Raw genomic sequence first — 24,996 nt, 5'->3', positions numbered from 1 at the left:
CCTTTTAACATACCCCGGAGCCTCGGATATCCATCCTGGTGCGCGCCGCCTCACGTTCCGTTCCTTTGGCGCCAGATGACCCGCGCGGTGCGTACGTACGCCGCCGCCCGGGCCCGCTGTCCCGCCGGCGGCGGACTGTCCCCGAGGCGGTGATACACGGCGATCATCTCGTTGACGACCACGCGGCCCTCGGAGGTCAGCGCGCCCGAGCCGGCCAGCACCGGCAGGACCGCGCCGACCTGTTCGCGGCAGCGGGCGTGCTCGGCCCAGGCGAGGTCGCGATGGGCGAGGCGCTGCGCGCCGAGTGCGAAACGCTGCCAGTAGTCGGCGAGCGCGAGATGCGAGTACGCGCCTTGGAACAGCCCGTCGAAGGGCCTCGGATCGGAGCGCCAGGGCGCGAAGTGGCGGGCGGCGGCGTCCTCGTGGTGCAGCGGCGTGAGCGCGGCGAGCGCGGCGAGTTTGGTGTGCTGGAGTTCGTGCACGAGCGTCGAGGCGAAGAAGGCGGCGGTGGCGGGCTGGCTGCTGAGGACCGCGCCGAACGCCTCGCGCCGGGTACCGCTGCAGTGCGCGGCTCCCTCACCGGTGGGCGGCGAGCCGGGCGGCGCGGAGAGCGGCACCACGCAGTGCAGCAGGGCCGCGGCCTCGGCGAGGCGGTGCGGGCCGCCGACGCGCAGCAGCGGCTCCACTCCGGACCAGGACCGCGCCCAGGCCTTGCGTTCGCTGTCGTCCAGGCTGGTGACCGCGGACAGTCCGTGCCGTTCCAGACCGCTGCCCGCGGTGCGGTACGGATCGAGGTCGTCCAGCGGTACGGGCGCGGCGCCGGGCCGCAGCGGCGGCAGCGTGAACACCGGCAGCCAGCGTGGGTCGTCGGAGCGCGCGCCGCCGTCCCGGGTCCGTACGATGACGGGCTCGGCGTACTCCTGACGCAACGTCAACCACCCGCCGGCCAGAGCGGCATCGACCGGTACCGGCGGTCCCGGGCGAGTGCGGAGCGCGCCGAGCGCGGGCAGCACGAGCAGTCCGTCGTGGGCCGTGAGCCGTCCGGTGAAGGGCAGGCCCGCCCGGATCGCGGCCGCGGCGGCGAGGGCGCTGAAGTGGTCCAGGTCGGCGCGGAGTTCGGGCACCGGCTCACCGGCGGTGAGGCCGTGCAGACAGCGCTGCGCCCAGGGACCGGCCAGCGGATACAGCAGGACGGTCCGTACGGCCGTCCGGTCGGCGCGCTCGGCCGCCTCCAGCAGGGCCCAGTCGCGGTGCAGCCGGTCGAGCAGGCGCGGCGGACAGACGGCCGCCGGTGCGGCCGCCGCCGCGTCGAGCAGCGCCCGCAGCAGGACCAGACGGCGGGTGTGCTGGTCGCGTACGAGCAGCGCGAGGGCCTCGTCGCCGCCCTCGGTACGGCCGAGCTCGCGCAGCAGCCGCTCCGGAAGCCGGACGGCCGGGCTCATGGGAGTTCCCGGGCGGGCGCCGCGGCGGTGGCGGCCTCGCCGAGCCGGGCCGCCACATGACGGATCAGCCGGTCGAGGTCGGCGCAGTAGACGGAGGCGTTGGTGAAGCCGTGGCCCGCGCGGTAGCGGTGGGCGTAGTGGCCGCCGCCGCAGACGGTGAGCAGCGGACAGGCCCGGCACCCGGCGGCGAGCGCTCCGGCTCCGGCCTGGCGTGCGGCGACACCGGGATGGCGCAGCGCGTCGTCGAAGGTGTGGTGGAAGATGTCGAGTCCGGTGGCCGCGGCCGTGTCGTAGGCGGACTTGAGGGAGTCGACCTGCTCGATGGCGCCGTCGGTCTCGACCACGATGGCGTTGACAGGGTCGAGCCCGAGGGACTCGGTGGCGGCCGGCAGTCCCAGCAGCAGCGCGAGACACTCCTCGAACAGCCGGATCCTGGTCTCCCGGTGTCCGGCCCGCCACCAGCGGTCGAAGACCGTGCTCAGCCAGTCGCCGTACGGTGTCGGCCGGCCGGGCTCACCGGAGTTCGCGGCGGGCAGGCCGGGCGGCGGACTGGTCCAGTTGCCGTGCGGCAGCAGCAGATCGACGGCGGGCGGGCGCAGCGTCAGCAGCGACTCGTACATCTCGACCGGGTCGGTGCGCGGGTCGACGACGGTGAGGATGCCCGCGTACGCCTCCGGATGGTGCGTGGCGAGCAGCCGGGCGCCGCGTGCGGCGGCGGGCCAGGACGGGCGTCCCGCGTGGTCGGTGCGGAGCGTGTTGTGCGCGGGCAGACCGCCGTCGAGGCTGACGCCGACGCGTATGGAGTGCCGCGCGAGGGTGGCGATCCGGCTCTCGGTGAGCAGGGTGGCGTTGGTCTGCACGGTGGCGTGGACGGTGCGGTCCGGTCCTGTCCGGTCGCGTACGAGACCGGCGAAGGCGGCCAGCCGGCCGGCACCGGCGAGCAGCGGCTCGCCGCCGTGCAGGACGAGTGAGAGCTCGCGCAGGGAGTGGGCGGCGGCGTGTTCGGCGATCCGGGACGCGGCGCGGTCCAGGACCTCGGGCGCGGCGGCGGCCGGGCGGCTGCGCCAGGTCCGGTCGGGACCTTCGTACAGATAGCAGTAGCGGCAGGCGAGATTGCACCGGCCGTGCGTCTTGACGATGAACTGCGCGAACGGCACGGGCGCCGGTGCGTCCTGCGGTGCGTCCCGGACCGGATGCGGCATGGTCCGGACGCCTGGGCGCTCCGGCGTTTCCAGTGCGCGCGGCGTCGCCGGTCGAGACACTCCCGAACCCCCATGCTGTGCGGCGTCTGGGGCAGCCGGAGCTGCCGGGCCGAGGACGTGCCGGGCGTCATGAGCCAGGCGGGACTTCCGAAACACGCCCTCGGCGAGTATCCCTGGCGGGTCGGGCGGGCAAACCGAGGCGGGCCATGTTGTCCTGTTCAACGGTGTCCCGGACCGAAACCGGGTGCGAATCCCGCCGGAGACGTCGCGCGAACGGACGAGGCGGCGTCGTGTGCCGACGGGCGGCGCTCCCTCCTCCGCGCCACCTCTCCGCGCGACCTGTCAGAACGCGTTGTTGAACCCCCAGAGCATTTCCCTCGGCTGTTCGGCACGGCCGCGCAGATCCGCCACCACCTCGGCCAGCACCGGATGGGTCAGGGTCCGCAGTGCCTCCAGGTCCAGCTCCAGCAGGTCCGGCAGCTCCGCCGGACCGTCCGGTGCGCCGGCTTCCTCGTGGTGCCCCAAGTCGTCCATCACGCCTCCCCGTTGTTGTCTTGCGCGGCCTTCGTACGCCTTCGTCGTCTGCGTCGTCCGCACGCCCGTACGTGCGGGATCCGGCGCCGGACGAAAGGCGTGGAGCGCTCGCGGTGGAACGCTCAGAACTCCAGCTCGGCCAGCCGGTCCAGGGTCGGCCGGGCCGCCTCGCCGCCGCCGTCCGGCAGCTTGCGCCATTCCGTACGGGCTGCCCGGTATGCCTCACGCGCGGCCCGGGGCCGTCTCGCCTCTTCGTATGTCATACCCCGCCAGTGGTTCGCCGCAGCACGCAATTCGACGGCTCGCTCGCGCTGTGGCGGAGTGTCCGCCTCCGCCTCCGCGGTCCTGGCCGCGTCCGCCGCGTCCCGGAACGCCTCGGCCGCCTCGTCCAGCCGGGCCGGCCGGTGCAGGCTGTGGTACGCGTCGAGATGGGAGCGGCCCAGCTCCAGCCAGCAGCGGGCCGCGGTGAGCGGCTCGCGCGCCTCCTGGGCCGCGAGGCCGAAGAGATGCTCGGCCTCGCGCAGATCCACCCGGTCGTCATTGAGCCGGTGGCGCAGCATCAGGGCCTGTCCCAGCATGAGCAGCCGGTCCGCCTGACGCGCGGTGCCGACCGCCGTCTCGGTGCGGCAGTCGCGCAGTACGCGTACCGCCGCGCCGATGTGCGCGCCGCCGTCCGGCAGTTCGGCGCGCCGCAGCAGGGTCCTGCCCCATTCGGCGAGCAGATCCGCGTGGGCGCGGGAGTCGCGGGTCGTGCCGCGCGCGGCACGGTCGAAGCAGTCGGCGGCCTCCTGGAGCTCCACCGGGTCGCCGGAGCGTTCGTAGCGGGCGACCCGCACCCGGCCGGCTCTGGTCCTGAGCGAGGCGAGCAGCCGCTCGTCGCGTACGGTCGCCAGCGCCTGGTCGACCAGCGTCCCGGCCTCGTCGAGTCCGTCGCCGGACCTCAGCAGCGCGTCGACCAGATCGAGCAGGATCCGGGCCTGGGTGCCCACGGTGTGCTGCGAGCCGCCCGGCGCCAGCGCCGTGCGCAGCGAGCGGGCGGCCTGGTCCGCGTACACCTGGGACTGCTCGGTGTCGCCGGTCGCCCGGGAGAGCCGGAGCAGGGTGCGTCCATGCGCCAGCGGCAGCCCGGCCGGCCGGTTCTCCTGGTCGGGCCAGACATCGGCGAACGCCTCCAGCATGCCGATCGCGCTCTGCAGCAGAGCGCTGTCACCGCCCAGCCGCCACTGCGCCTCCAGCGCGCGCACCCGCTCCAGCGTGAGCCGCAGGGCCTCGCCGGGTTCCAGGCCGGGTGCCGCGCAGGCGACCGTGTACTCGCGGTCGGCCCGGCGCAGCAGTTCCAGCGCGCCGTGCCGGTCACCGCGCCGGCGCCGGTCGTCGGCCGCGGCGTGCAACACCTTGGCCAGCACGGCCCGTTCACGTACCGCACGGGGATGCGCGGCGGCCCGCTCGGCCGCGCGCTCCGCCTCGCCCAGCAGCTCGCCGCCGCCCTGGACCTCCCACAGCCGCAGCAGACAGCGGGCGAACTCGGCCCACAGTTCGGGGTCGGAGCCGGCCGGCTCCTCACGCTCGGTGGCGCCTCGCAGGAGCTGTACGGCGTCGATCAGATACTGCACCATGCTGTCCGACTCGAACTGGCGGAGCAGTCCGCGGGCGCTCTCCACCGCGGCGTTCGTGGTCCGGCCCGGGTCGTCGCGTCCGCCGCGGTCGCCGTACAGCGCGAACTGCTCCGGCAGTGGCATGAACCGTTCCAGGACCCGGGCGGCCACTTCGGCGAAGGGATGCGGGACGCGCGACGCGCCGACGTTCTCACCGTTCTCGCCGTGCTCGCCGTGCTCGCCGTGCTCACCGCTGTAGTCCGGATCGCCGTTCTCGCCGCCGTACGCGCCGTCGTCGGGACCGCCGCGCGGATAGAACGGGCCCTGCCTGCCGTCGCCGAGCTGCGCGAGGGCCAGGGCGGGAAAGTTGGGTCCGCTTCTGCCGAACCGCTGCTCTATGTACTCCGAGCAGTGTTTGAGGACGAGCAGCGCCTCGTCCCGTCCGAGCGGGCCGAGCAGCGCCTCCTGCACTCCGGGCGCGAACTCGTACCACGGCCCGTCGTCCGCGCCGTCGCCCTTGCTGCGTGCCAGCAAGCCGCTGAGCAGCACCTCGGCCAGTTCCGACGGTCCCGAGTCGGGCAGCATCGTCCGCTGCACAAGCTGCATCACCGGCAGATAGAGCGGAGCGGCCGCCAGATAGACGGCGAGCTGGCCGGCGGCCGGCGAGGCCGCCGAGCGGAACCGGCTGACGAGCTGGAGCGAGGACATCCCGCCGCCGGCGCGTGGCGCGGGCGCCGCCGGATGGTCGGAGCGGACCCAGCCGACCGCGCCGGAGATACGTCCCGCGCCGGTGCCGGACAACAGCCGGGCCCAGGCGCCGAGCGCGCCCGCGACCGGAGGCAGTACGGGGACGGCGAGGGCTCCCGGTCGCGCGGCGGGCGCGGTGGCGGCCTCACCGGTGACCTTCAGTACGGCGGCTCCGCCGGGTCCCTCGCCCCGGGACAGCACGCCGTAGGTGACAGGCAGCCGCGTGCGGTTCCACATGCGCTGCGGCAGCGGCTGGAGCACCGCGGTGGGAGCCTGGCGGCCGAGCTGGTGCAGCAGCCGGTGGGCCTGGCCGCTGTGCCAGAGCGGTCCCGCGCAGTCGCTGACGACGACGGTGACCCGACGTCCGGTCGGATCGCTGAGCCGGTCCGCGGAGCTGAGCGGCGCGGCGGCCGGATCGGGGCTTCTGCTGACGGCGGGCGCGCCGTCGGGTCCCTCGTGCAGATAGCGCACCTGTACGTCCCTGAAGGCACCCAACTGCCCGAAGATCATCTGGAGTTCGGCGAAGAGCCGTTCCCAGACCCGCATCGAGGAGGAGGCGTCCATGACGAACTGGAGCAGCGCGTCCGCCCGGGACACGCCGCGGAAGACCGGCATGATCAGCCCGCCGGCGCGGGCGCTCAGCTCGGCGGTCGCTCCCTCGTCCAGGGTGCGGCGCACCGGCGGCGCGGCGGGCCGGTAGCGCTGGAGAGGACGCAGCGCACGCTGGAGTTCGAGCGGCGCCGGGAGCGCCGGGGCCGCCGGCACGCCGAGAGTGAGCGCGGTGGCGCCGGCGCGGAATCCCGAGCGCGCTCCATTGCCGCGCGGTACGGGATAGAGCGCGATCCGGCGGTCGTCGTCCCGGTGGTCCGGCTGCTGCGCTGTCTCGTCCACCGGCTCGGTCTCCTGCGTGCGTTCGGGGTCGGCCGCCGGTGCGACGGCCAGCGGGCCGGGACCCGCCGGTCGCGTATCGGTACGGGGTGGTGCGCCGGTTCCCTCGCCGTGCGGCTGCCGCGGCTGTCCCCGGCCGGTCCAGTGGGCCAGCCAGAGCGCGTCGCAGAGCTGTTCGGCGTCGGGGTCGAGTCCGGCCGCTCGCAGCCGGGCGACGAGCGCGGTCAGCAGCGCTCCGTCGTACGGTAACCGTCCGGCGCGCGCCGCGTCGCCGCTTCCGTCCGCGTCGGCCGCGCCGTTCGCCCGACTGCCCGGAGCCGCCGGGCCGTCCGCCGTACGGTCCACCGGGGCGGGCCCGGGTCCCGGCTCCGGCTCGTGGTCCGGGCCGTGCGCTGCCGTGGCGTCGGGCATCAGCGTCTCACCTCGGCCGGTCGAGTCGCTGGATGAGCAGGTCCGCGAGCCGGTCGCGGCCGGCCGGAGCGGCGGCGTCGGTGAGATAGATGGCGTTCAACAACTGGTCGGTGGAGATGAGTTCGCTGCGCGAGCGCTCCAGGAAGTGCGCGATGAGATCGTCACCGGCACGCGCGGCCTCGTCGCCGAGGTGGGCCCGTACGAAGGTGGCGAGCCGCTGGTGATCCGGACGGCCGAGCTCCAGATGGATACAGCGGCGCATCAGCGGCGCCGGGAAGTCGCGTTCGCCATTGCTGGTGAGGACGACGAACGGGAAGGCCCGGCACTGCACACGGCCGCCTCTGACCTTCACCTTCGTACCGTCGTCGGTGAGCACCTCGGCCTCGCCGCCGGGCAGCCGGTCGGCGATCCGCTCCAGCTCCGGAATGCCGAACTCGCCCTCCTCCAGCACATTGAGGAGGTCGTTCGGCAGGTCGATGTCGCTCTTGTCCAGCTCGTCGATCAGCAGGACGCGGGGCTGTTCCGAAGGCAGCAGCGCGGTGCCCAGCGGGCCCAGCCGGACATAGCTGCCGATGTCCGCCGAGGGATCCCGCTCCGGCGCGCCGGCCGCGGCGCTGTGCGCCGCGATCTGCACATCCTGGAGCCGGGCGATGGCGTCGTAGTGGTACAGACCGTCGAGAAGCGTGGATCTGCTGACGATGGGCCAGCGCAGCACCCGGCCGAGCCCGAGTTCGTGCGCGACGGAGTGCGCCAGCGTGCTCTTGCCCGCGCCGGGGCTTCCGGTGACCAGCAGCGGGCGCCTCAGATAGAGCGCGGCATTGATCATCTCCAGCTCTTCGGCGCCGGGCCGGTGCAGCTCCGCCTCGTGCCGGTAGCCGCCGAGCCGCCGGTCGGCCGAGCCGTCGCCGCCCTCCTCGCCGGGAGCGGTGTCGTCGCGGCCCGCGAAGTCCCGCCAGGGCGGCGGCGGCGGCAACTGCGTGATGCCTTCGTGCGGTTCGCCGGCACCTCGGTAGATGAGCCACTCGCTGGATTCACTCATAGCGTGTCCTCGTCGTCACTCGTCCGCCAGGGGCAGCGATCGCCGAACCAGTGGCTCGCCACGGGGTTCACGGTAGCGATCCGCCGCGGACCTGGTAAGAGGACCACGGACAGGCCGGCTCATGGCGCTTCCAGCAACTGGCCGGATCCGGGCAGCGGATGGAGCGGATCGTCGTAGAAGAGCGCGACACCGTCGGACCAGTACGTCTCCGCACGGCCCGCGCGCACTCCCTGTCGCAGCTCATGGATTTTCCGTGGAAGCTGGTCCGCGGTCCCGGCCTCCGCGACGGTGTCCACGGCATGCCGGTGGAAGTCCTCGCAGACCACGTCCGGCTGGTCCTTGCCGCGCCGCAGCAGCGCGATGTGGAAGCCGCCGCGCACCACCCGGGCCAGCCCGGCCGCCGTCTCGGCGTCCGGCCGGTCGGCGTAACGGCAGAGCACCGGCACGGTCTCGTACGCCAGAGAACGCAGGTCCTCCTCCGTCGGTACGGGTACCCGCAGTCCGTCCTCGCAGTCGACGATCTCGGCGCGCATGGCGGCGCTCCAGGCCCGGCTCCAGCGCGCTCTGCGCTCCCGGGCCTCGTCCTCCGACGCCGGCGGCTCGTGGTCCGAGCAGCGGACGACCACCGGACGTACGACGCCGAGCGGTGGCTCGTCGGCCGAGAGCTGCCAGCCGTCTACGTCCAGGCCGAGCAGCGCCTGGACGACGGCGACCTGGAGCACGGCGGGACTGTCCGGCTCGTCGCAGCGGCGGAACGCCTCGGTCAGCGAGGCGGTCAGCCTGGCCCGCAGCGCGTGGCCCGGCGTGCCACGACTGTCCTCGGCGACCGGCTGTACCTCACCGGTGTGCCGGGCGACACCGACGCGCCAGTCGTAGCTGTCCCGCTCCCAGCCGCGCGGCTCCAGCTCCAGCAGCACGAAGGGCCGCTCGCCGTCCCGGGGCCGCTCGCCGTACGCCGGTGCCGCGCGCCGCTGTTCACGGTCCGTACGGTGGCGGCTGGCGGACCAGAGCCGGGTGATCTCGTTGCGGAACTCCCGGGACAGCCGGTCGTCCGCGGTCCACTTCACCCATTTCCACAGCTCTTCCTCGGCGGAGGCGGTGGACTGGGTGACATACGGCCGCTCTGCGGCGATGACGCTCATGCAGTAGCGCAGCAGGAGTTCGAGCGCGGCCTCGCCGCCCCGGGTCTCGTACAGCGCGCCGAGCCCGTCGCGCCAGCTTCGCGGCGCCGGATAGCGGTCGACGGAATGGACGCCAGGCAGCCGCACGAGCAGATCGAGCAGGCTGTGCGTGCTCACGGGAGGCGGCAGTTTGGCGAGCGCGCCGAGCAGGATGACGCGCTGCTGCGGGCTGAGCGCGCGGTCGGCGCCCGCGCCCAGTCCGCTCTGCACATCGGTCCAGGTCCAGCCCCGGCCCACCCGGCTGGTGTGCCGGTCCGCGTGATAGCGGTCATGGGCGTGGAAGACGGCCTGGTAGTCGTCGTCGGACTCGGCCCCGGCCATCGCGCCGGGCACCGGCAGCGAACGCAGCCGCTCCACGCCGATGGAGGTCCCGCCCATCCCGCCGACAAGCTGCGACTTCAGGACGCCGACCACCTCGCCGCGGGTCAGATCCACGGTCGGTCCGCCGGAGACGCCCGGCGGGAGTACGTCTCCGCCGAGCCGCATCTGCTCGTCGGGATCGGCCCATCCGCCGACGGTGCCCTGCACCGCGCACTGGCCGCTGAGCCGCTTCAGCCTCCCGCCGACCTCGGTCCAGCCGGAGTAGAGCACCTGTCCGCCGCCGAAGAAGGCGGCGGGCCGCTCGGTGACATACACACAGGCGTGTTCGACGGGCCTGCCGAGCCGGACGAGCGCGAGATCCGGGGCCGGCCAGCCTCCGCTCATCACAGGCAGCCGCCCGCCGGTGTCGTGGGACGCCTCGGGAAGCGCCGCGACCACGGTGCCCGACACCGAGGTCTCACCACTGCCGGGACCGGTCTCGAAGATCACTGTCACTTCCCGCCCCTCTCCCCGCATCGCCACATGCGCGCATGTGAGGACCCAGCTCGGGGCGATGAAGAAGCCGCTGCCCAGAAAGCCGCCGGATCCGTCGCCGGGTCTGTCTGAGGCATACCCGTGCTCCGGGCCATGGATGCGCACGGTGGCCGCCATGACGAGGTCCACCAGCGCACGGCGGGTGTCGTCCGAGGCGCCCGGTGCGCCCCGGCCGAACCCGTCGATCACGGTCCGCTCCCGGCGGGAGGCGTGGGCCCGTCCGGCCGGTCGGGCGGTGGCGCGGGCCAGGCCGCGGCCTGGGTCGGCACCAGCGGTCCCGGCAGATCGGCCGGCGGCCCTCCGTCGTTCCAGGTCAGAGTGACCTTGATCGCGCCCTTGGCCTCACCGTCCGCGAGCAGTCCGACGACCTTGCCCGACTTGGCGGTCAGCTCGATGCCGAATTCGATGCTGACCTCGTCGGGCCGTACCGCGCGCAGCGGCCCGACGAGTGACCGCGCCACGCTGGTCACCACGCCTTGCAGGCTTTCGACGCGCGCCTGTACCTGTTCGGCGAATCCGGTGTCCGAGAACTCCAGGCCGCCGGAAGGGCGGTTCAGTTCCTCGGCGCCGGAGATCCGGGCCCACACCGGTGTGCCGTCCGGCATCTCGATCCGCGTGATACGGGCCTCACCATCACCCATGACACTCCCCGTTCCCCCAATTCCCCGCAGGCTAGCGGCAGTACCGTGCCGAAGCGAGGTTCATGGATCAGGACGGCGGTTCGCGTCCGGGCGGTTCTCGGCGGCCGTACGGTGCCTCCGCCCGGCCTCCGCACGGCCCTCACCAGGCATTAGGCTGATTCCATGTACTTCACCGACCGTGGCATCGAGGAGCTGGAGAAGCGGCGCGGCGAGGAGGAGGTCACTTTCGAGTGGCTGGCCGAACAGCTGCGTACGTTCGTCGATCTCAATCCCGACTTCGAGGTCCCGGTCGAGCGCCTCGCCACCTGGCTGGCACGGCTGGACGACGACGACAACGAGGACTGACGAGGACTAGGCCGACGAGCAGGCGCGGCTGACGCCGTCGGCCGCCGTCGGCGAAGACCGGCCGGACGTATCGCCGCGGCCCATGTCCGCACGCGATCAGTGGTGCCTCCGAAGCGCGGCCCGGAGCCGGTCGACGCGCCGGACGCGTGCGTCCTGATCCGGACATTCGGCGCTCCTTCCGACCTTGACTTCCCACAACCGCGATATATCGTGTTGTTCAGGAGATGCGATATGTTGCGTCATGGCCGGCCCAGGGAGGTCAGCACCATGGCAGAGTCAACGTGGGAAGTCGCTGAGGCGAGGAAGCTCACCTTCGACGACCCGGTGACGGCGCTCGATGTGCGCATCGTCAACGGGACGGTGAACATCGTCGGCACGGACGAAGCCGTGCTGGCGGAGCAGGGCGGCGCCCGGCTGGAGATCTCCCAGGTCGAGGGCCCGCCGCTGATCGTGACCCAGAGCGGTTCGACCATCACGGTCGCTTACGAGGACCTGACCTGGACGAGCCTCCTCAAGTGGCTCGAACACAAGGGCCGGCACCGCAGCGCGGTCGTCTCTCTCGCCGTGCCCGCCGGGACGGCGGTCGAGGTCGGAGTGGTCGGCGCCGGAGCCGTGGTCTCCGGAGTGCGAGGACGTACGGAGGTCCGCGGGGTCACCGGCGACACCACGCTGGTCGGTCTGTCGGGCACGGTCCGGGCCGACACCGTCTCCGGCAGTCTGGAGGCCCAGGCGGTCACCGGAGATCTGCGCTTCCACTCGGTCTCGGGCGATCTGACGGTCATCGACGGAGCGGGGTCGTCGGTACGGGCCGACTCGGTCAGCGGTGACATGGTCATCGACCTGGACACGGCGGGCAGGCCCACGGACATCAAGCTGACCACCGTCTCCGGCGAGGTCGCGATCCGGCTTCCACATCCCACGGACGCGCGGGTCGAGGCGAACACCGCGAGCGGGTCCGTCTCCAACGCCTTTGACGATCTGCGGGTCAGCGGACAGTGGGGCGCGAAGAAGATCACCGGCACGCTGGGAGCGGGCACGGGCACGCTGCGGGCGACGACGGTGTCCGGCTCGATCGCGCTGCTGCGCAGGCCGGCCGGGAAGGACGAACCGCGCGACCTCGTCCCGACACCTGCCGACACGAAGGAGCTCTGACATGCCTCCGGTCTTCGCCCACGGCCGTCTGCGGCTCTATCTGCTCAAGCTCCTCGACGAGGCGCCGCGCCACGGCTATGAGGTGATCAGGCTGCTGGAGGAGCGCTTCCAGGGGCTGTACGCGCCTTCCGCCGGCACCGTCTACCCACGGCTCGCCAAGCTGGAGGCCGAAGGGCTGGTCACACACGCGACCGAAGGCGGCCGCAAGGTCTACTCGATCACCGACGCGGGCCGCGCGGAACTGGCCGGGCGCAGCGGCGAGCTGGCCGATCTGGAGCTGGAGATCCGCGAGTCGGTCTCCGAGCTGGCCGCCGAGATCCGCGACGACGTACGCGGCGCGGCGGGCCGGCTCCGTAGCGAGATGCGCGCGGCGGCCTCCGAGAACCGGGGATCCTCCGCGCCCAAGGCCGATCCGGGAGCCGACTGGGACGGCGGCTTCGGCGACAAGGAGTCCTGGCGCGCGGCGAAGGAGGAGCTGCGGCGCGCGAAGCAGGGCTGGAAGGAGCAGGCCCGCCGGGCGAAGGACGAGTCGCGCCGGGCCCGCGAGGACGCGCAGCAGGCCCGCCGCCAGGCCAAGGAAGCCCAGGAGACGGCGCGCGAGGAGATGCAGCGCATCGCGAAGCAGGTCCAGGACCAGGTGCAGGGCCACTTCGCCCGCGGCGACTGGCCGACGGGCGTACGCGAGGGCCTGTCGGAGCTGGCCGGACAGCTCGGCGGTCTGGCGCGCGGCACGTCGTGGCCGCCGTACACCAAGCCGGATTCGACGGACACGACGGACACAGACACACACACGGACACGGACACGGACACCGACACGAACACGCCGAACGCCACCGCCGACGCCACGCCCGCCGACGCCACGCACACGGAGTCCGCCGCGGCCGGCTGGGCGAAGGACGCACCGGCGACGGGCGATCCGGCGCGGGATCTGGACCGGCTGCTGGACCGCTTCCGTGATGACATCCGGGACGCGGCGAGGGATCACGGAGTGACGGAGTCGCAACTGGGCGAGACCCGCCGTCATCTCTCCACGGCGGCCGCCCATATCGGCGCGCTCCTGCGCAGGCCCAGGCCCTGAGGAGACGCAGGCGCGGAAGGCGGTGTCCGGACGTACGGCGTGGCGCCCGGACAGCGCCTCCGTCATCCCGCCCGCGCCACGCCGAACACCGCCCGCTCCACCGTCCCGTAGGTCGCTCCGTGGTCCGCGAGCACCTCCGCCACCACGCCCGGACGCGCCGTCAGCGCCAGCAGGATGTGCTCGGCGCCGATGTGCCGGTCCCTGCGGCCCGCCGCGATCCGCAGCGCCTTCTCCAGCGTGCCTTTCGCCGCCGGTGAGAACCCGCGCCGTCCCGGCCACCACCGCTTCGGCCTCCCGCCGGCCAGCAGCGCGCCCTCTCCGTGCGCCTCCTCGACCTTCGAGACGATCTCTCCCAGGTCGATACCGATCCCGGCCAGCGCGTCCGCGTCCGCCGTGGACAGGCCACCGCGCCGCCGCGCTTCGGCGAGCGCGTTCACCAGCGACTCCCGCCGGTCGCCGATTCCCAGCGAGGCCAAGGCGAAGGACGCGCGTGTGCCCTCCTGGTCCAGCAGCGCCAGCAGCATGTGCTCCTCGGTGATCTCGTCCGCGCCGGTGCGCTCGGAGTGTCCGGCAGCGCCGGTGACCACACCGCGCGCGCCGTCCGTGAATCGTTCGAACATCAGTGCCTCCCATGCTTCTTGTGCGCGGCCTGCCGGCTGACGCCCAGCGCGTCCGCGATCTCCTGCCACGACCAGCCCTGATTCCGCGCGCCGCGCACCTGTACGGCTTCGAGCTGCTCCAGCAGCCGCCGCAGCGCGGCGACCGCCCTCAGCCCGACCCGGGGATCGCGGTCACCCGCCCGCTCGGCGAGATCCGTTGCTTCGGTCATGGTGTCAATCTACGTTGACACGCTTCGCTCGTCAACCATGGTTGACAGACATAGAGTGGGCAGGTGATCGATTACCTCGCGGACGCTCCCGTGCCCGGGACGCTCGACGTCGACTGGCACGGCGACGCGCCTCTTCAGGCGCACGCCTACACCGAGCACACGCTGATCCTGCGTCAGAGCAAGTCGGTGCACTTCGAGGCGCCGTTCCTGTTCCTGCTCTTCGGGAACGACCGCGCACTGCTCCTGGACACCGGAGCGACCGCGGACGCCGCGCTCTTCCCGCTGCGCGCGACCGTCGACACGCTCATGGACGACTGGCTGCGGCGCCATCCGCGCCGGCCGGAGGCGGCGGCGTACGGACTGGTCGTCGCCCACACGCACGCGCACGGCGACCACATCGCGGCGGACGGACAGTTCGACGGCCGTCCTCACACCACGGTCGTCGGACCGGACCTCGACGATGTCATCGCGGCGTACTCACTGACCGGCTGGCCGGACGGGCTCGGTGAGCTGGATCTGGGCGGCCGCGTCCTCGATCTCATCCCGGGGCCGGGCCATCAGACGGCCGCCGTGGTCTTCCACGACCGCCACACCGGCCTGCTGCTGACCGGCGACTCCCTCTATCCCGGCCGCCTCTACATCTCGGACGCGACCGCGTTCACCCATACGGTGGACCGGCTGCTCGGCTTCTGCGCGTCCCGGCCCGTCACCCATGTCCTGGGCTGCCACATCGAGATGACCACCACTCCCGATGTGGACTATCCGCGCGGCACCGTCGACCAGCCGGACGAGCTGCCGCTCCCGCTCACCACCGGGCATCTGCGCACGCTGCGCCGGGCGCTGACGGAGACCGCGGGCCGACCGGGCTCGTACCCGTACGGCGACTTCATCGTCGTACACCAGAGCTCACCGTCCTGAGCGGCGCGAGCAGCCGGACAGCGGCCGGCCGGACCGGAGAGCGCTCAGGTCGTCAGCACGATCTTTCCGAAGAGATCACCCGAGGCCATCGTCTCGAAGCCCTCCCGCGCCCGGTCCAGCGGCAGCACCTCGTGGATCACCGGCCGTACACCCGTTGTCGCGCAGAACGAGAGCAGATCCTCCAGCTCGTCCTTGGTTCCCATCGTCGAGCCCACGACCTTCAGCTCCAGGAAGAAGATCCGGGTCAGCTCGGCGTGCGCGGGCCGGTCGCCGCTCGTCGCACCGGAGATCACCAGGGTGCCGCCGCGCCGCAGGCACTTGACGGAGTGCGACCAGGTCGCGGCGCCGACGGTCTCGATGACGGCGTCCACGCGGCCCGGCAGCCGCGCACCGGGCTCGAACGCCTCCAGAGCGCCCAGCTCCACGGCCCGCGCCCGCTTGGCCGCGTCCCGGCTCGTGGCGTACACCCGCAGTCCCGCGGCGCTGCCGAGCACGATCGCGGCGGTGGCGACCCCGCCGCCCGCGCCCTGCACAAGGACCGAGTCCCCGGGCCGCACACCGGCGTTGGTGAAGAGCATCCGGTACGCGGTCAGCCATGCGGTCGGCAGACAGGCGGCCTGCTCGAAGCTCAGCCCGGCGGGCTTGGGCAGCACATTCCACACCGGCACGGTGACCTGCTCGGCGAAGGTGCCCTGGTAGCGCTCGGTGAGGATCGACCCGTTCTCGCGCGGCCCGACCCCGTGGCCGGTCTGTCCGACGACGGAGTGGACGACGACCTCGTTGCCGTCCTCGTCGATGCCGGCGGCATCGCAGCCGAGGATCATCGGCAGCTTGTCCTCCGCCAGCCCCACGCCGCGCAGCGACCAGAGGTCGTGGTGGTTGAGGGAGGCGGCCTTGACGGTGACGGTGGTCCAGCCGGGACGCGCCTCGGGCGCCGGGCGCTCGCCCAGCTCAAGGCCGTTGAGAGGCTGGTCGCGATCGATACGGGCGGCGTAGGCGGCGAACATGACCTTGACCATAGGACGCGAACGGGACACGGCGGAACCCGTACGCGCGTCATGACGCGCGCCGTCCGGTACACGGCGGGCCGCGCCGTATCCCTCGTACGAGGGATACGGCGCGGCCCGTACGAACCACACCGGAGCGGCGGCGGTCAGCGCCGCGCGACACCCTCCGCGCGGGCCGCCGCGGCCACCGCGGCCGTCACGGCGGGCGCGACACGCTCGTCGAACGGCGACGGGATGACGTAATCCGCGGCGAGTTCGCCGCCGACCACGTCCGCCAGCGCGTTCGCCGCGGCGATCTTCATGCCTTCGGTGATCCGCGAGGCGCGCACCTGGAGCGCTCCGGCGAAGATCCCCGGGAAGGCCAGCACATTGTTGATCTGGTTCGGGTAGTCGCTGCGGCCGGTCGCCACGACCGCCGCGTACCGGTGCGCGATGTCCGGATGTACCTCGGGATTCGGGTTGGCCATGGCGAAGACGAACGCGCCGGGCGCCATCGAGGCGATCGCCGGCTCCGGGACCGTACCGCCGGACACACCGATGAAGACGTCCGCGCCGGACAGCGCGGACTCCAGCGAGCCGGAGAGTCCGGCCCGGTTGGTGATGCCGGCCAGCTCGCGCTTGACGTCGTTCAGATCGTCGCGGTCACGGCTCACGAGCCCCTTGCGGTCGGCCACCGCCACATCGCCGATGCCCGCCGCCAGCAGGAACTTGGCGATGGCGACACCGGCCGCGCCCGCGCCGGAGATGACGGCGCGCAGCTCGCCCAGCGTGCGCCCGGTCAGCTTCGCCGCGTTCCGCAGAGCGGCGAGCGTGACCACGGCCGTGCCGTGCTGGTCGTCGTGGAAGACCGGGATGTCCAGGCGCTCCTGGAGCTTGCGCTCGATCTCGAAGCAGCGCGGTGCCGAGATGTCTTCCAGGTTGACGCCGCCGAAGGAGGGCGCGAGCCGCACCACGGTCTCGACGATCTCGTCCGTGTCCTTGGTGGCGAGCGCGATCGGCACCGCGTCGACGCCGCCGAACTGCTTGAACAGGATCGCCTTGCCCTCCATCACCGGGAGCGACGCCTCCGGGCCGATGTCGCCGAGGCCGAGCACCGCCGTACCGTCCGTCACGACGGCGACGACCTGCGACTTCCAGGTGTAGTCGTACACCAGCTCGGGCTGCTCGGCGATGGCGCTGCACACCTTCGCGACGCCGGGCGTGTAGGCGAGGGACAGGTCGTCCTTGTCGCGCACCGGAACCGTGGCCTGAATGGCCATCTTGCCGCCGCGGTGGAGTGCGAAGGCCGGGTCGAAGGGGTCTTCCAGCCCGCTCTCCGTACCGTCGCCGCTCCGCGGAGGCGTGTCATGAGCGCTGCCGGGAGCGCTGTCGCTGCGAGGATTGACGATCTCCGCTGCCATGTTAAGTGACCCCTTAAGTCTTTCATCAGTTGAGGGTGGCCGCTCCTGGTCGAGGAGGGGTGGGCGCAACCGCGTCCGCGCCCCGCGTCGACGGTTGGCCCGTCCGCCAGGGGGATATACGTACGCGCGGGCGCGCCGCACACGCGCCCTGAGCCCCGGATGAGGGGTGTAATCGTCCTTCTTACCTGACGGACGCATCGTCCACGAGTCCAGATACTTACGGTGACAAGGCTCATAGCCGAAGAGTCCGACACTTCCGTTACACGGTGTGAATCAGGTTCAAAAGGCGAAATGGGCCGGAGATCCTCCGGCCGGAAGAAGGCGTTCCGAAAGATGGTCCGGTGTTGTCGGCCCAGCACATTGAAGTCGGGCGGTGTCCCGTTACCCGATTTTGACATGCCTGGTCCCCTGAATGGGTCAGTCCAAATGGCAGGATGCCCTAATCACACACGGTCGCGACACTCGAAGAGGCGTGCCCGACCACCTGGCAGCTCCCTCACCCGTCGGAGGACCCTGATCATGACCGCACGCTCCACCCGTCGTACGGCTGTCGCGAAATCCCGGATCGCCGCGGTGGGCGCCATCGCGGTCGCGGGCACCATGCTGCTGACCGCCTGCGGTGACCAGACCGACAGCGGCTCGAAGAAGACCGACAGCGCCGAGGCGTCCAAGGCTCCTCTCTTCGACCAGCTTCCCCAGGCGATCCAGGACAAGGGCGTGATCAAGGTCGGCTCCGACATCGCGTACCCGCCGGTGGAGTTCAAGGACAAGTCCGGCAAGACCGTCGGCATCGACCCGGATCTCGCCGAGGCGCTCGGCAAGCAGCTCGGTGTGAAGTTCGAGTTCGAGAACGGCACGTTCGACACTCTGCTGACGGGCCTGCGTTCGAAGCGGTACGACATCGCGATGTCCGCCATGACGGACACCAAGGACCGCCAGAACGGCGTGGACGGCGACACCGGCAAGAAGGTCGGCGAGGGTGTCGACTTCGTCGACTACTTCACCGCCGGAGTCTCCATCTATACGAAGAAGGGCGCCGACAAGGGAATCACCACCTGGTCGGACCTCTGCGGCAAGAAGATGGTCGTCCAGCGCGGCACCGTCTCGCACGACCTCGCCAAGGCCGAGAGCACCAAGTGTACGGAGGCCGGCAAGGGCAAGATCGCGATCGAGGCGTTCGACAACGACCTGGAGGCCCAGACCCGGCTGCGCGGCGGCGGCGCCGACGCCGGCTCCAGTGACTTCCCGGTCGCCGCGTACGCGGTGAAGACCTCCGGCGGCGGCAATGACTTCCAGCTCGTCGGCGAGCAGGTCGAGGCCGCTCCGTACGGTATCGCCGTGGCCAAGGGCAACGAGCTGACGAAGGCGCTCCAGTCCGCTCTTGACGCGATCATCAAGAACGGCGAGTACGACAAGGTCATCGCCAAGTGGGGCGTGGAGGCCGGTGCGATCAAGGAAGCCACGCTCAACGGTGGTTCCTGATCCGCTCCCGGCTCTGAAAGGCAACATCCGTGACTGTTGAGATCAACAAGCCGGACGGTCCCGGGGACGCGCCCCGGGACGCACCGCCCATTCCACCGGAGTCCATCAAGGCCATTCCGGTCCGGCACTACGGGCGGTATGTGTCCGCCGTCGTCGCCATCGGTGTGCTGGTCGCCCTCATCTACGCCTTCGCGAAGGGCGATGTGAACTGGGCGGCCGTCCCGGACTACTTCTTCGACGGCCAGATACTGACGGGCGTCAAGAACACCGTGATCATCACGGTGCTCGCGATGCTGCTCGGCGTGGTGCTGGGCATCGTCCTGGCGGTGATGCGGCTCTCCAAGAACCCGGTGACCTCGGCCATCGCGTGGTTCTACATCTGGTTCTTCCGCGGCACGCCCGTCTATGTGCAGCTCCTGGTCTGGTTCAACCTGGGCATCGTCTTCGAGTACATCAACCTCGGCCCGGTCTACAAGGACGAGTGGTCCTCGTTCATGACACCGTTCCTGTGCGCGCTGCTCGGCCTCGGGCTCAACGAGGCGGCGTACATGGCGGAGATCTGCCGGGCCGGCCTCCAGTCGGTCGACGAGGGCCAGACGGAGGCGGCGCACGCGCTGGGCATGAGCCATGGCAAGACGCTGCGCAGGATCGTCGTGCCGCAGGCGATGCGGGTGATCGTGCCGCCGACGGGCAACGAGGTCATCAACATGCTCAAGACCTCGTCGCTGGCGGTGGCCGTGCAGTACACGGAGCTGTTGCGGGCCACGCAGAACGTGTCCCAGACATCGGGCGCCACCGTGGAGATGCTCTTTCTGGCGGCGGTCTGGTACATGATCCTGACCTCGGTGCTCAGCATCGGCCAGTACTACCTGGAGCGTTACTACGCGCGCGGATCGAGCCGCAGCCTGCCGCCGACGCCGTTCCAGCGCATCAGAGTCAATGTGCTGTCCCTCGGCCGGCCCAAGGGAGGCATGGCATGACCCAGATGGTGAAGGCCGAGGGCGTCCACAAGTCCTTCGGCACCGCTCATATCCTCAAGGGCATCGATCTGGAGGTCGCTCCGCGTGAGGTCTTCTGTCTGATCGGCCCGTCGGGCTCCGGCAAGTCGACCTTCCTGCGGTGCATCAACCACCTGGAGAAGATCAACGCCGGCCGGCTGTCGGTCGACGGTGAGCTGGTCGGCTACCAGCAGAAGGGCGACAAGCTGTACGAGCTCAAGGACGGCGATGTCGCTCGGAAGCGCCGGGACATCGGCATGGTCTTCCAGCGCTTCAATCTCTTCCCGCACATGACGGCGATCGAGAACATCATGGAGGCGCCCGTCCAGGTCCGCGGCGAGGCGAAGGCCGTGGCGCGCGCCCGAGCGGTGCGGCTGCTGGACCGGGTCGGCCTGGCCGACAAGGCCGCCAGCTATCCGTCACAGCTCTCCGGCGGCCAGCAGCAGCGGGTGGCGATCGCCCGCGCGCTGGCCATGGAGCCGAAGCTGATGCTCTTCGACGAGCCGACCTCGGCGCTGGACCCGGAGCTGGTGGGTGATGTCCTCGACGTCATGCGCGACCTGGCCCAGGACGGCATGACGATGATCGTGGTCACGCACGAGATGGGTTTCGCGCGTGAGGTCGGAGACGCGCTGGTCTTCATGGACGACGGTGTGGTGGTCGAGTCGGGCCATCCGCGCGACGTACTGACGAACCCTCAGCACGACCGGACGAAGTCCTTCCTTTCCAAGGTGCTGTGACGCCGGTGAGGGGCGGTGCGGACGGATCCGTACCGCCCCTCACCGTATGCGCGAGGGGGTTCGTTGCCACGGTTACGCCAGCTCGTACGACCGCGCCGGCCGGCTGACCCGGCGCGGCGGGCCGGAGCGGCAGGGCTACTTCAGCGCGAGGACGAGGGAGTCCGAGGGCGAGGACCAGACCGCTCGCGCCTCACCGAAACCGGCCTCGCGCAGCGCCCGCGCGTGCCAGTCCGCGGACGGTGTGTCGCCGTCCGCGTGTTCGCCGTAGATCTTGAAGCGCTCGGCGGTGGGCCCGGCGAGGACCGGGTCCTTGGCGGCCAGATCCCACCAGTCCGCCCAGTCGAGGGCGCCGGCGGCCCTGGCGCTGTCCATCCTGGCGTGCCGGTGGGCCCGCTCCGCCGCGTTGATCCGCGGAGTGCTCTCGTCCTTCATGTGGTCGGCGTTCATGAACACGCCGCCGTCCCCGACCAGCCCGGCGAGCTGCCCGTACAGCGCCTTCAGCGGCTCGCTGTGCAGCCAGTGCAGCGCGGTCGCGGTGAGCACGGCGTCGTACGAGGTGTACGGCAGCAGCGCCGTCCAGCCCGGGTCCTTCAGATCAGCGGTCAGGAAGCTCACGCGCTCGTCTCCGGCGAAGTATCCGCGGGCGATCGCCAGCAGCGCCGGGTCGAGATCGACGCCGGTGCTGGTCGCGCCGGGAAACCGGCGGAGCAGCCTGTCCGAGATACTCCCGGTGCCGCAGGCCAGGTCCAGCACCCTCGGCTCCGGGCCCGCCACGGCCTCGACCATGTCCAGCATCACCCGGAAGCGCTCTTCGCGGTCGGGCATGTACCACTCCTGCTGGCGGTCCCAGCTCTCCTGCCAGCTCCGCCAGTCGGCCGCCGCCGACAGACCGGCTCCCGCGCTCGCGTCCGGACCGACCGTCTCGGCCGCCGCACCGGCCCCCGACTCACTCATCGAAAACTCCCACTCAGTAATACCCTAGAAGTGCCACCAGCCATTACAGCAAACCCTAGACCGAAGCCGTAAGGACTACAAGTGGAACTGGCCTCTTACTCGGACTCCGCCGTACGCCTGGTCAACACCGAGGAGCCGGCCCGCGGCACGGACACTCTGACCTCGGTCGATGCCGTCCGTGCTCTCTTCGGCCCCAACTCCCAGGCGGCCCGCCGCGCCACCGACGCGGATGTCACCCGTTTCCGGTCGGTGCGGGCCCGGCTGCGCGCGGTCTTCACCGCGGCCGACTCCGGCGAGGCCACCCAGGCGGTGGATCTGCTCAACTCGCTGCTGCTGGAGTTCCCGGTCAGCCCGCAGATCTCCGGCCATGACTTCCTCGACGACGACGGCTGTCCGCGCTGGCACATGCACCTCGCGGACCATCCCTCCAACGCCACGGCGGGATACGCGGCGACCGCCGCCATGGGGCTCGCCTTCCACCTGACGGAGTACGGCGTCGACCGTCTCGGCCTCTGCCAGGCAGCGCCGTGCCGCAACGCCTATCTCGACACCTCGACCAACCGCTCGCGCCGCTACTGCTCGGACCGCTGCGCGACCCGCGCCAACGTCGCGGCCTACCGGGCCCGCAAACGCCTGGAGACCGAACGTTCCGCCAGTACCGGCCGCAGCGCGGACACCAGCCAGGAGGCGACCGCGCGCGCCGACCGCTGATCGCCCAGCGGCCGGTAGCGCGCCCTGACCCGTCCCAGCAGCAGCTCCTCCGGCACGGCGCCGAACACCCGGCTGTCGCCTTCGGCTCCGGGATTGTCTCCGAGCACCCACCAGCCGCCGTCGCGCCGCTCCACCAGCCGCTTCACGATGAGCAGGTCCTGTTGCAGCGGATGCTTCAGCACCGCCACATCGCCCGCCTTCACCGGAGCGCGGTACTGCACGAGGAGCTGATCGCCATGTCTGAGCGTCGGATACATGGACGGACCCATCACCTCGGCGATCCCCAACCGCACTCTCGGCTCCCGCCCCTGTTCCGTCATCCGGCACCTCCCGGCCCCACCGTATGTTCCGCCACCAGTCTCATATTCACCCCGGACTTTTGTCCTAAGCCTCAGGACCTGTCCGCGGAATCCTCCGCCGGGCTCGCGGCGCACGGCGCGGACGCTCGCCATCGTGCCGGAGCCGGCCGAGCGCCTCTCCGTACTGGGCTGATCCTCCGCCTCGCGATCACACACACCGCGAGACATCAGCCGGAGCGGGCCCGGCCCGCCGGGCGGACGACACCTTTTGTCGGACAGGGCCAAGGGGGCCCCCGCGAAATCAGGCTTCTCACGGAGTAATGTCCCACCTGAGAAGACGATCACGAGGAAGGACAGCTCCATGCTTTCCCGCCTGTTTGCCCCCAAGGTGAAGGTCAGCGCCCACTGCGACCTCCCCTGCGGTGTATACGACCCGGCCCAGGCCCGCATCGAGGCCGAGTCGGTCAAGGCCGTCCAGGAGAAGATGCAGGGCAACGACGACGCCCACTTCCAGGCGCGCGCCACGGTCATCAAGGAACAGCGCGCAGAGCTCGCCAAGCACCATGTCTCGGTGCTGTGGAGCGACTACTTCAAGCCGCCGCACTTCGAGAAGTACCCGGAGCTGCACCAGCTCGTCAACGACGCCCTCAAGGCGCTGTCGGCTGCCAAGGCCTCCAAGGACCCGGCGACGGGCCAGAAGGCGCTGGACTACATCGCCCAGATCGACAAGATCTTCTGGGAGACCAAGAAGGCTTGACCGGGGCCGGGCCACCAGGCCCGTGTTCACGGGTCGCACCGCCCGCTCTGTCCGCACCCGGACCGCGGACCGCCGAGAACGGCGGCCATGCCGGTCCGGGTGCGGTCGTCTCGGCCCCTGACAACGCGCCCCAGGGCCCCCGGGACGCCGCACTCTCCGGTCGACGAAGGAGCACCCACCGTGGCCCAGCCGACAGCCGACGACCAGCCCGAAGCCCTCAAGCCCGCGCTCGAATCCATGACTCTGCTGGTCGCCGCCGTCATCGTCCACGACAGGGCCGCCCATCGCGTGGTCCTCCTCCAGCGCGGCCAGAACGCCAAGTTCGCCCAGGGCAAGTGGGACCTGCCCGTCGGCAAGAGTGAGCCCGGCGAACCCATCACGGAAACGGCCGTACGCGAGCTGTACGAGGAGACCGGCCTGACCGTGAAGCCGGAGTCCCTGAAGGTCGCCCACCTCATCCACGGCGCCTGGGGCGTGGAGGCGCCCAACGGCTTCCTCACCGTCGTCTTCGCCGCCCACGACTGGACCGGCGAACCCGAGAACCGTGAGCCGCGCAAGCACGTCCAGGTTTGTTGGGTCGATACCGACGCCATCCCCACGGAATTCGTGGACACCACCGCCAGTGCCCTCAAGCGCTACCTCGCGGGTGGTCCGGAAGTCTCCCTCGACGGCTGGCGGTAGAACGCCGGCGCCCCTCATGGTCTGGAGGGACCTATGGTGAAGGTCCTCCTTCGCTTCCGTGCGGCCGCGTCAGCTCCAGCCACCGCCGGCGAGGAGCCCGGCGGACCCGGCGCGCCTCCGGTGGCTCCGGGTCAGGCCGGTTGCAGGACGAAGTCGTATTCGGCGTGCAGGTAGGGCACTTCGAGCGTGGTTCCGTCGGGCGCGACTCCGGCCGGCCGTTCGGTGAACCTGACGATCAGCGCGTCCTTCGTGCCGAAGACCACATCGCTGTCGAGATACTCGCTGTCCTCCTGGAACAGATGGGTGATCAGCTTCTGGTACGCGGGCTCGTCGATCAGGAAGTGCACATGCGCGGGACGGAAGTAGCTGATGTCGGTCTTGCGGATGAGATCGCCGACCGGGCCGTCCATGGGGATGGCGTATCCGCGCGGCGCGATGGTGCGGATGCAGTAGGTGCCGTCCTCCCGCGTCCGGTACTTCGCCCGCAGACGGGCCTCGTCGATGGTCGGAAGCTGGGATTCGTAGGTGCCGTCGGCGTCGGCCTGCCACGCGTCGAGGACGGCGTGGGCGAGTGGCGTGCCGTCGAGGTCGGTGACCTTGCCGGTGATGAACAGCGGTGTTCCCGGGATGCCGTCCGACATGTCGAAGCCGTACGGCGCGGCGGGCGAGCCGTCGATATGGAACGGCCCGAGCACGGTGGCGGGAGTCGCCCCCGCCGAGGATTGGTTGTTGAGCTGCACCACGAGCATGCTCAGCCCGAGCACGTCGGAGGTCAGGATGAACTCCTGACGCTTGTCGTCGCTGATCCGGCCGACCGCCGTCAGCCACTCGATCGCGGCCATCCATTCGTCTTCGGTCAGCCGCACTTCCCGGGCGAACTCGTGCAGGTGACGGACGAGCCCGGTCATCAGCTCCGCCAGGCGTGGCGAGTGGGCGGTGGCCCAGCGCTGGACGGCAAGGTCGGTGATGTTGTCCTCGTCGACAAACATGGTTGCTCCCTGGTGTGCCTTGCGGGTGTGGTGACGACCGTTGTGTGGCTGGTTCCTGTCGAGCGCGGTCGGCCCGTTGACGGCGGAGCGTGGGCGCCGTCGGTGTCGCGCTCGTCGGCGA

The 24,996-nt window shown here is 71.2% G+C and carries 24 protein-coding genes; 10 read left to right on the top strand and 14 right to left on the bottom strand.

The genetic code is table 11. The annotated features are described in order from the left end of the window. Positions 1-50: 50 nt before the first annotated feature. The 7 genes from PV679_RS15870 to PV679_RS15840 form a co-directional block, all read right to left on the bottom strand. Complete coding sequence (locus PV679_RS15870) at positions 51-1,442, bottom strand: aKG-HExxH-type peptide beta-hydroxylase (RefSeq protein ID WP_319680877.1); 1,392 nt, start codon at positions 1,440-1,442, stop codon at positions 51-53. Continuing rightward, the gene (locus tag PV679_RS15865) at positions 1,439-2,644 is read right to left on the bottom strand and encodes an FxsB family cyclophane-forming radical SAM/SPASM peptide maturase (protein WP_319680876.1); all 1,206 of its coding nucleotides are present in this window, start codon (positions 2,642-2,644) and stop codon (positions 1,439-1,441) included. Before PV679_RS15865 ends, PV679_RS15870 begins: the two co-directional genes overlap by 4 nt. A 342-nt stretch (positions 2,645-2,986) precedes the next feature. After that, on the bottom strand, positions 2,987-3,178 hold the full coding sequence (gene fxsA, locus PV679_RS15860) for an FxSxx-COOH cyclophane-containing RiPP peptide (RefSeq protein WP_319680875.1): 192 nt from the start codon (positions 3,176-3,178) through the stop codon (positions 2,987-2,989). 122 nt (positions 3,179-3,300) lie between these two features. Then, on the bottom strand, positions 3,301-6,819 hold the full coding sequence (locus PV679_RS15855; RefSeq protein ID WP_319680874.1) for an SAV_2336 N-terminal domain-related protein: 3,519 nt from the start codon (positions 6,817-6,819) through the stop codon (positions 3,301-3,303). Between the two features lie 7 nt (positions 6,820-6,826). Beyond that, positions 6,827-7,858 (bottom strand): MoxR family ATPase, encoded by a 1,032-nt coding sequence (locus PV679_RS15850; protein ID WP_319680873.1) that lies wholly within the window; start codon positions 7,856-7,858, stop codon positions 6,827-6,829. A 119-nt stretch (positions 7,859-7,977) separates the two neighbouring features. Next, entirely contained in the window at positions 7,978-10,083 is a 2,106-nt protein-coding gene (locus PV679_RS15845; RefSeq protein ID WP_319680872.1) for a trypsin-like peptidase domain-containing protein, read from the bottom strand. After that, positions 10,080-10,535, bottom strand: a complete 456-nt coding sequence (locus PV679_RS15840) for a CU044_2847 family protein (RefSeq protein WP_319680871.1) — start codon at positions 10,533-10,535, stop codon at positions 10,080-10,082. Before PV679_RS15840 ends, PV679_RS15845 begins: the two co-directional genes overlap by 4 nt. A gap of 162 nt (positions 10,536-10,697) precedes the next feature. On the opposite strand from PV679_RS15840, the gene PV679_RS15835 reads away from it, so the two are divergent. From PV679_RS15835 to PV679_RS15825, 3 genes are all read left to right on the top strand, one after another. Beyond that, the gene (locus tag PV679_RS15835) at positions 10,698-10,880 is read left to right on the top strand and encodes a DUF6104 family protein (RefSeq protein WP_319680870.1); all 183 of its coding nucleotides are present in this window, start codon (positions 10,698-10,700) and stop codon (positions 10,878-10,880) included. 267 nt (positions 10,881-11,147) lie between these two features. After that, positions 11,148-12,032 carry a DUF4097 family beta strand repeat-containing protein gene (locus tag PV679_RS15830; RefSeq protein ID WP_319680869.1) on the top strand — a complete coding sequence of 295 codons (885 nt, stop codon included), beginning with the start codon at positions 11,148-11,150 and terminating at the stop codon, positions 12,030-12,032. Position 12,033: 1 nt separating this feature from the next. Further along, positions 12,034-13,110: a PadR family transcriptional regulator gene (locus tag PV679_RS15825; protein ID WP_319680868.1), complete on the top strand. Its 1,077-nt coding sequence runs from the start codon at positions 12,034-12,036 to the stop codon at positions 13,108-13,110. A gap of 62 nt (positions 13,111-13,172) precedes the next feature. On the opposite strand, the gene PV679_RS15820 is transcribed toward PV679_RS15825, so the two are convergent. Beyond that, the gene (locus PV679_RS15820; protein ID WP_319680867.1) at positions 13,173-13,730 is read right to left on the bottom strand and encodes a Clp protease N-terminal domain-containing protein; all 558 of its coding nucleotides are present in this window, start codon (positions 13,728-13,730) and stop codon (positions 13,173-13,175) included. After that, on the bottom strand, positions 13,730-13,939 hold the full coding sequence (locus tag PV679_RS15815) for a helix-turn-helix domain-containing protein (RefSeq protein WP_319680866.1): 210 nt from the start codon (positions 13,937-13,939) through the stop codon (positions 13,730-13,732). The genes PV679_RS15820 and PV679_RS15815 overlap by 1 nt, the downstream gene beginning before the upstream one ends. 63 nt (positions 13,940-14,002) lie before the next feature. Between PV679_RS15815 and PV679_RS15810 the strand changes: the two genes are divergently transcribed. Next, entirely contained in the window at positions 14,003-14,857 is an 855-nt protein-coding gene (locus PV679_RS15810) for an MBL fold metallo-hydrolase (protein ID WP_319680865.1), read from the top strand. A gap of 44 nt (positions 14,858-14,901) precedes the next feature. On the opposite strand, the gene PV679_RS15805 is transcribed toward PV679_RS15810, so the two are convergent. After that, entirely contained in the window at positions 14,902-15,864 is a 963-nt protein-coding gene (locus PV679_RS15805; RefSeq protein ID WP_319680864.1) for a zinc-binding dehydrogenase, read from the bottom strand. Positions 15,865-16,010: 146 nt separating this feature from the next. Beyond that, positions 16,011-17,264, bottom strand: coding sequence for an NADP-dependent malic enzyme (locus tag PV679_RS15800; protein ID WP_319680863.1), 1,254 nt, complete (start codon positions 17,262-17,264; stop codon positions 16,011-16,013). A 519-nt stretch (positions 17,265-17,783) separates the two neighbouring features. On the opposite strand from PV679_RS15800, the gene PV679_RS15795 reads away from it, so the two are divergent. Genes PV679_RS15795 through PV679_RS15785 form a run of 3 tightly spaced genes read left to right on the top strand, consistent with a single transcriptional unit; the run spans position 17,784 to position 20,484 of the window. Next, positions 17,784-18,746 carry an ABC transporter substrate-binding protein gene (locus PV679_RS15795; RefSeq protein ID WP_319680862.1) on the top strand — a complete coding sequence of 321 codons (963 nt, stop codon included), beginning with the start codon at positions 17,784-17,786 and terminating at the stop codon, positions 18,744-18,746. Between the two features lie 29 nt (positions 18,747-18,775). Next, positions 18,776-19,726 carry an amino acid ABC transporter permease gene (locus tag PV679_RS15790; protein ID WP_319680861.1) on the top strand — a complete coding sequence of 317 codons (951 nt, stop codon included), beginning with the start codon at positions 18,776-18,778 and terminating at the stop codon, positions 19,724-19,726. 5 nt (positions 19,727-19,731) lie between these two features. Further along, on the top strand, positions 19,732-20,484 hold the full coding sequence (locus PV679_RS15785; protein WP_319680961.1) for an amino acid ABC transporter ATP-binding protein: 753 nt from the start codon (positions 19,732-19,734) through the stop codon (positions 20,482-20,484). Positions 20,485-20,619: 135 nt separating this feature from the next. Here PV679_RS15785 and PV679_RS15780 read toward each other — a convergent pair whose 3' ends face one another. Beyond that, positions 20,620-21,309, bottom strand: coding sequence for a class I SAM-dependent methyltransferase (locus tag PV679_RS15780; RefSeq protein ID WP_319680959.1), 690 nt, complete (start codon positions 21,307-21,309; stop codon positions 20,620-20,622). Between the two features lie 210 nt (positions 21,310-21,519). Between PV679_RS15780 and PV679_RS15775 the strand changes: the two genes are divergently transcribed. Next, the gene (locus tag PV679_RS15775) at positions 21,520-22,149 is read left to right on the top strand and encodes a CGNR zinc finger domain-containing protein (RefSeq protein WP_319680860.1); all 630 of its coding nucleotides are present in this window, start codon (positions 21,520-21,522) and stop codon (positions 22,147-22,149) included. Here the strand turns inward: PV679_RS15775 and sodX are convergent. Then, positions 22,053-22,469 (bottom strand): nickel-type superoxide dismutase maturation protease, encoded by a 417-nt coding sequence (sodX, locus tag PV679_RS15770; RefSeq protein WP_319680859.1) that lies wholly within the window; start codon positions 22,467-22,469, stop codon positions 22,053-22,055. The two genes, PV679_RS15775 and sodX, sit on opposite strands and share 97 nt — an antisense overlap. 340 nt (positions 22,470-22,809) lie before the next feature. On the opposite strand from sodX, the gene sodN reads away from it, so the two are divergent. Then, positions 22,810-23,205: a superoxide dismutase, Ni gene (sodN, locus tag PV679_RS15765; protein WP_046500988.1), complete on the top strand. Its 396-nt coding sequence runs from the start codon at positions 22,810-22,812 to the stop codon at positions 23,203-23,205. Between the two features lie 180 nt (positions 23,206-23,385). Next, complete coding sequence (locus PV679_RS15760) at positions 23,386-23,886, top strand: NUDIX domain-containing protein (protein ID WP_319680857.1); 501 nt, start codon at positions 23,386-23,388, stop codon at positions 23,884-23,886. 131 nt (positions 23,887-24,017) lie between these two features. Here PV679_RS15760 and PV679_RS15755 read toward each other — a convergent pair whose 3' ends face one another. Continuing rightward, positions 24,018-24,875 (bottom strand): dioxygenase, encoded by an 858-nt coding sequence (locus tag PV679_RS15755; RefSeq protein WP_319680856.1) that lies wholly within the window; start codon positions 24,873-24,875, stop codon positions 24,018-24,020. Positions 24,876-24,996: the final 121 nt, after the last annotated feature.

Origin of the sequence: Streptomyces sp. AK02-01A, assembly GCF_033795305.1 — a bacterium.
GTDB lineage: Bacteria > Actinomycetota > Actinomycetes > Streptomycetales > Streptomycetaceae > Streptomyces.
Note: the sequence above shows the minus strand (reverse complement) of the source record. Positions and strands in the feature narration are given on the sequence as shown.

Excerpts from the sequence above, each read along its gene's own strand:
- PV679_RS15870 (WP_319680877.1), bottom strand. The coding sequence starts at position 1,442 with ATGAGCCCGGCCGTCCGGCTTCCGGAGCGGCTGCTGCGCGAGCTCGGC.
- PV679_RS15865 (WP_319680876.1), bottom strand. The coding sequence starts at position 2,644 with ATGCCGCATCCGGTCCGGGACGCACCGCAGGACGCACCGGCGCCCGTG.
- fxsA (WP_319680875.1), bottom strand. The coding sequence starts at position 3,178 with ATGGACGACTTGGGGCACCACGAGGAAGCCGGCGCACCGGACGGTCCG.
- PV679_RS15855 (WP_319680874.1), bottom strand. The coding sequence starts at position 6,819 with ATGCCCGACGCCACGGCAGCGCACGGCCCGGACCACGAGCCGGAGCCG.
- PV679_RS15850 (WP_319680873.1), bottom strand. The coding sequence starts at position 7,858 with ATGAGTGAATCCAGCGAGTGGCTCATCTACCGAGGTGCCGGCGAACCG.
- PV679_RS15840 (WP_319680871.1), bottom strand. The coding sequence starts at position 10,535 with ATGGGTGATGGTGAGGCCCGTATCACGCGGATCGAGATGCCGGACGGC.
- PV679_RS15835 (WP_319680870.1), top strand. The coding sequence starts at position 10,698 with ATGTACTTCACCGACCGTGGCATCGAGGAGCTGGAGAAGCGGCGCGGC.
- PV679_RS15830 (WP_319680869.1), top strand. The coding sequence starts at position 11,148 with ATGGCAGAGTCAACGTGGGAAGTCGCTGAGGCGAGGAAGCTCACCTTC.
- PV679_RS15825 (WP_319680868.1), top strand. The coding sequence starts at position 12,034 with ATGCCTCCGGTCTTCGCCCACGGCCGTCTGCGGCTCTATCTGCTCAAG.
- PV679_RS15820 (WP_319680867.1), bottom strand. The coding sequence starts at position 13,730 with ATGTTCGAACGATTCACGGACGGCGCGCGCGGTGTGGTCACCGGCGCT.
- PV679_RS15815 (WP_319680866.1), bottom strand. The coding sequence starts at position 13,939 with ATGACCGAAGCAACGGATCTCGCCGAGCGGGCGGGTGACCGCGATCCC.
- PV679_RS15805 (WP_319680864.1), bottom strand. The coding sequence starts at position 15,864 with ATGTTCGCCGCCTACGCCGCCCGTATCGATCGCGACCAGCCTCTCAAC.
- PV679_RS15800 (WP_319680863.1), bottom strand. The coding sequence starts at position 17,264 with ATGGCAGCGGAGATCGTCAATCCTCGCAGCGACAGCGCTCCCGGCAGC.
- PV679_RS15795 (WP_319680862.1), top strand. The coding sequence starts at position 17,784 with ATGACCGCACGCTCCACCCGTCGTACGGCTGTCGCGAAATCCCGGATC.
- PV679_RS15785 (WP_319680961.1), top strand. The coding sequence starts at position 19,732 with ATGGTGAAGGCCGAGGGCGTCCACAAGTCCTTCGGCACCGCTCATATC.
- PV679_RS15780 (WP_319680959.1), bottom strand. The coding sequence starts at position 21,309 with ATGCCCGACCGCGAAGAGCGCTTCCGGGTGATGCTGGACATGGTCGAG.
- sodX (WP_319680859.1), bottom strand. The coding sequence starts at position 22,469 with ATGACGGAACAGGGGCGGGAGCCGAGAGTGCGGTTGGGGATCGCCGAG.
- sodN (WP_046500988.1), top strand. The coding sequence starts at position 22,810 with ATGCTTTCCCGCCTGTTTGCCCCCAAGGTGAAGGTCAGCGCCCACTGC.
- PV679_RS15755 (WP_319680856.1), bottom strand. The coding sequence starts at position 24,875 with ATGTTTGTCGACGAGGACAACATCACCGACCTTGCCGTCCAGCGCTGG.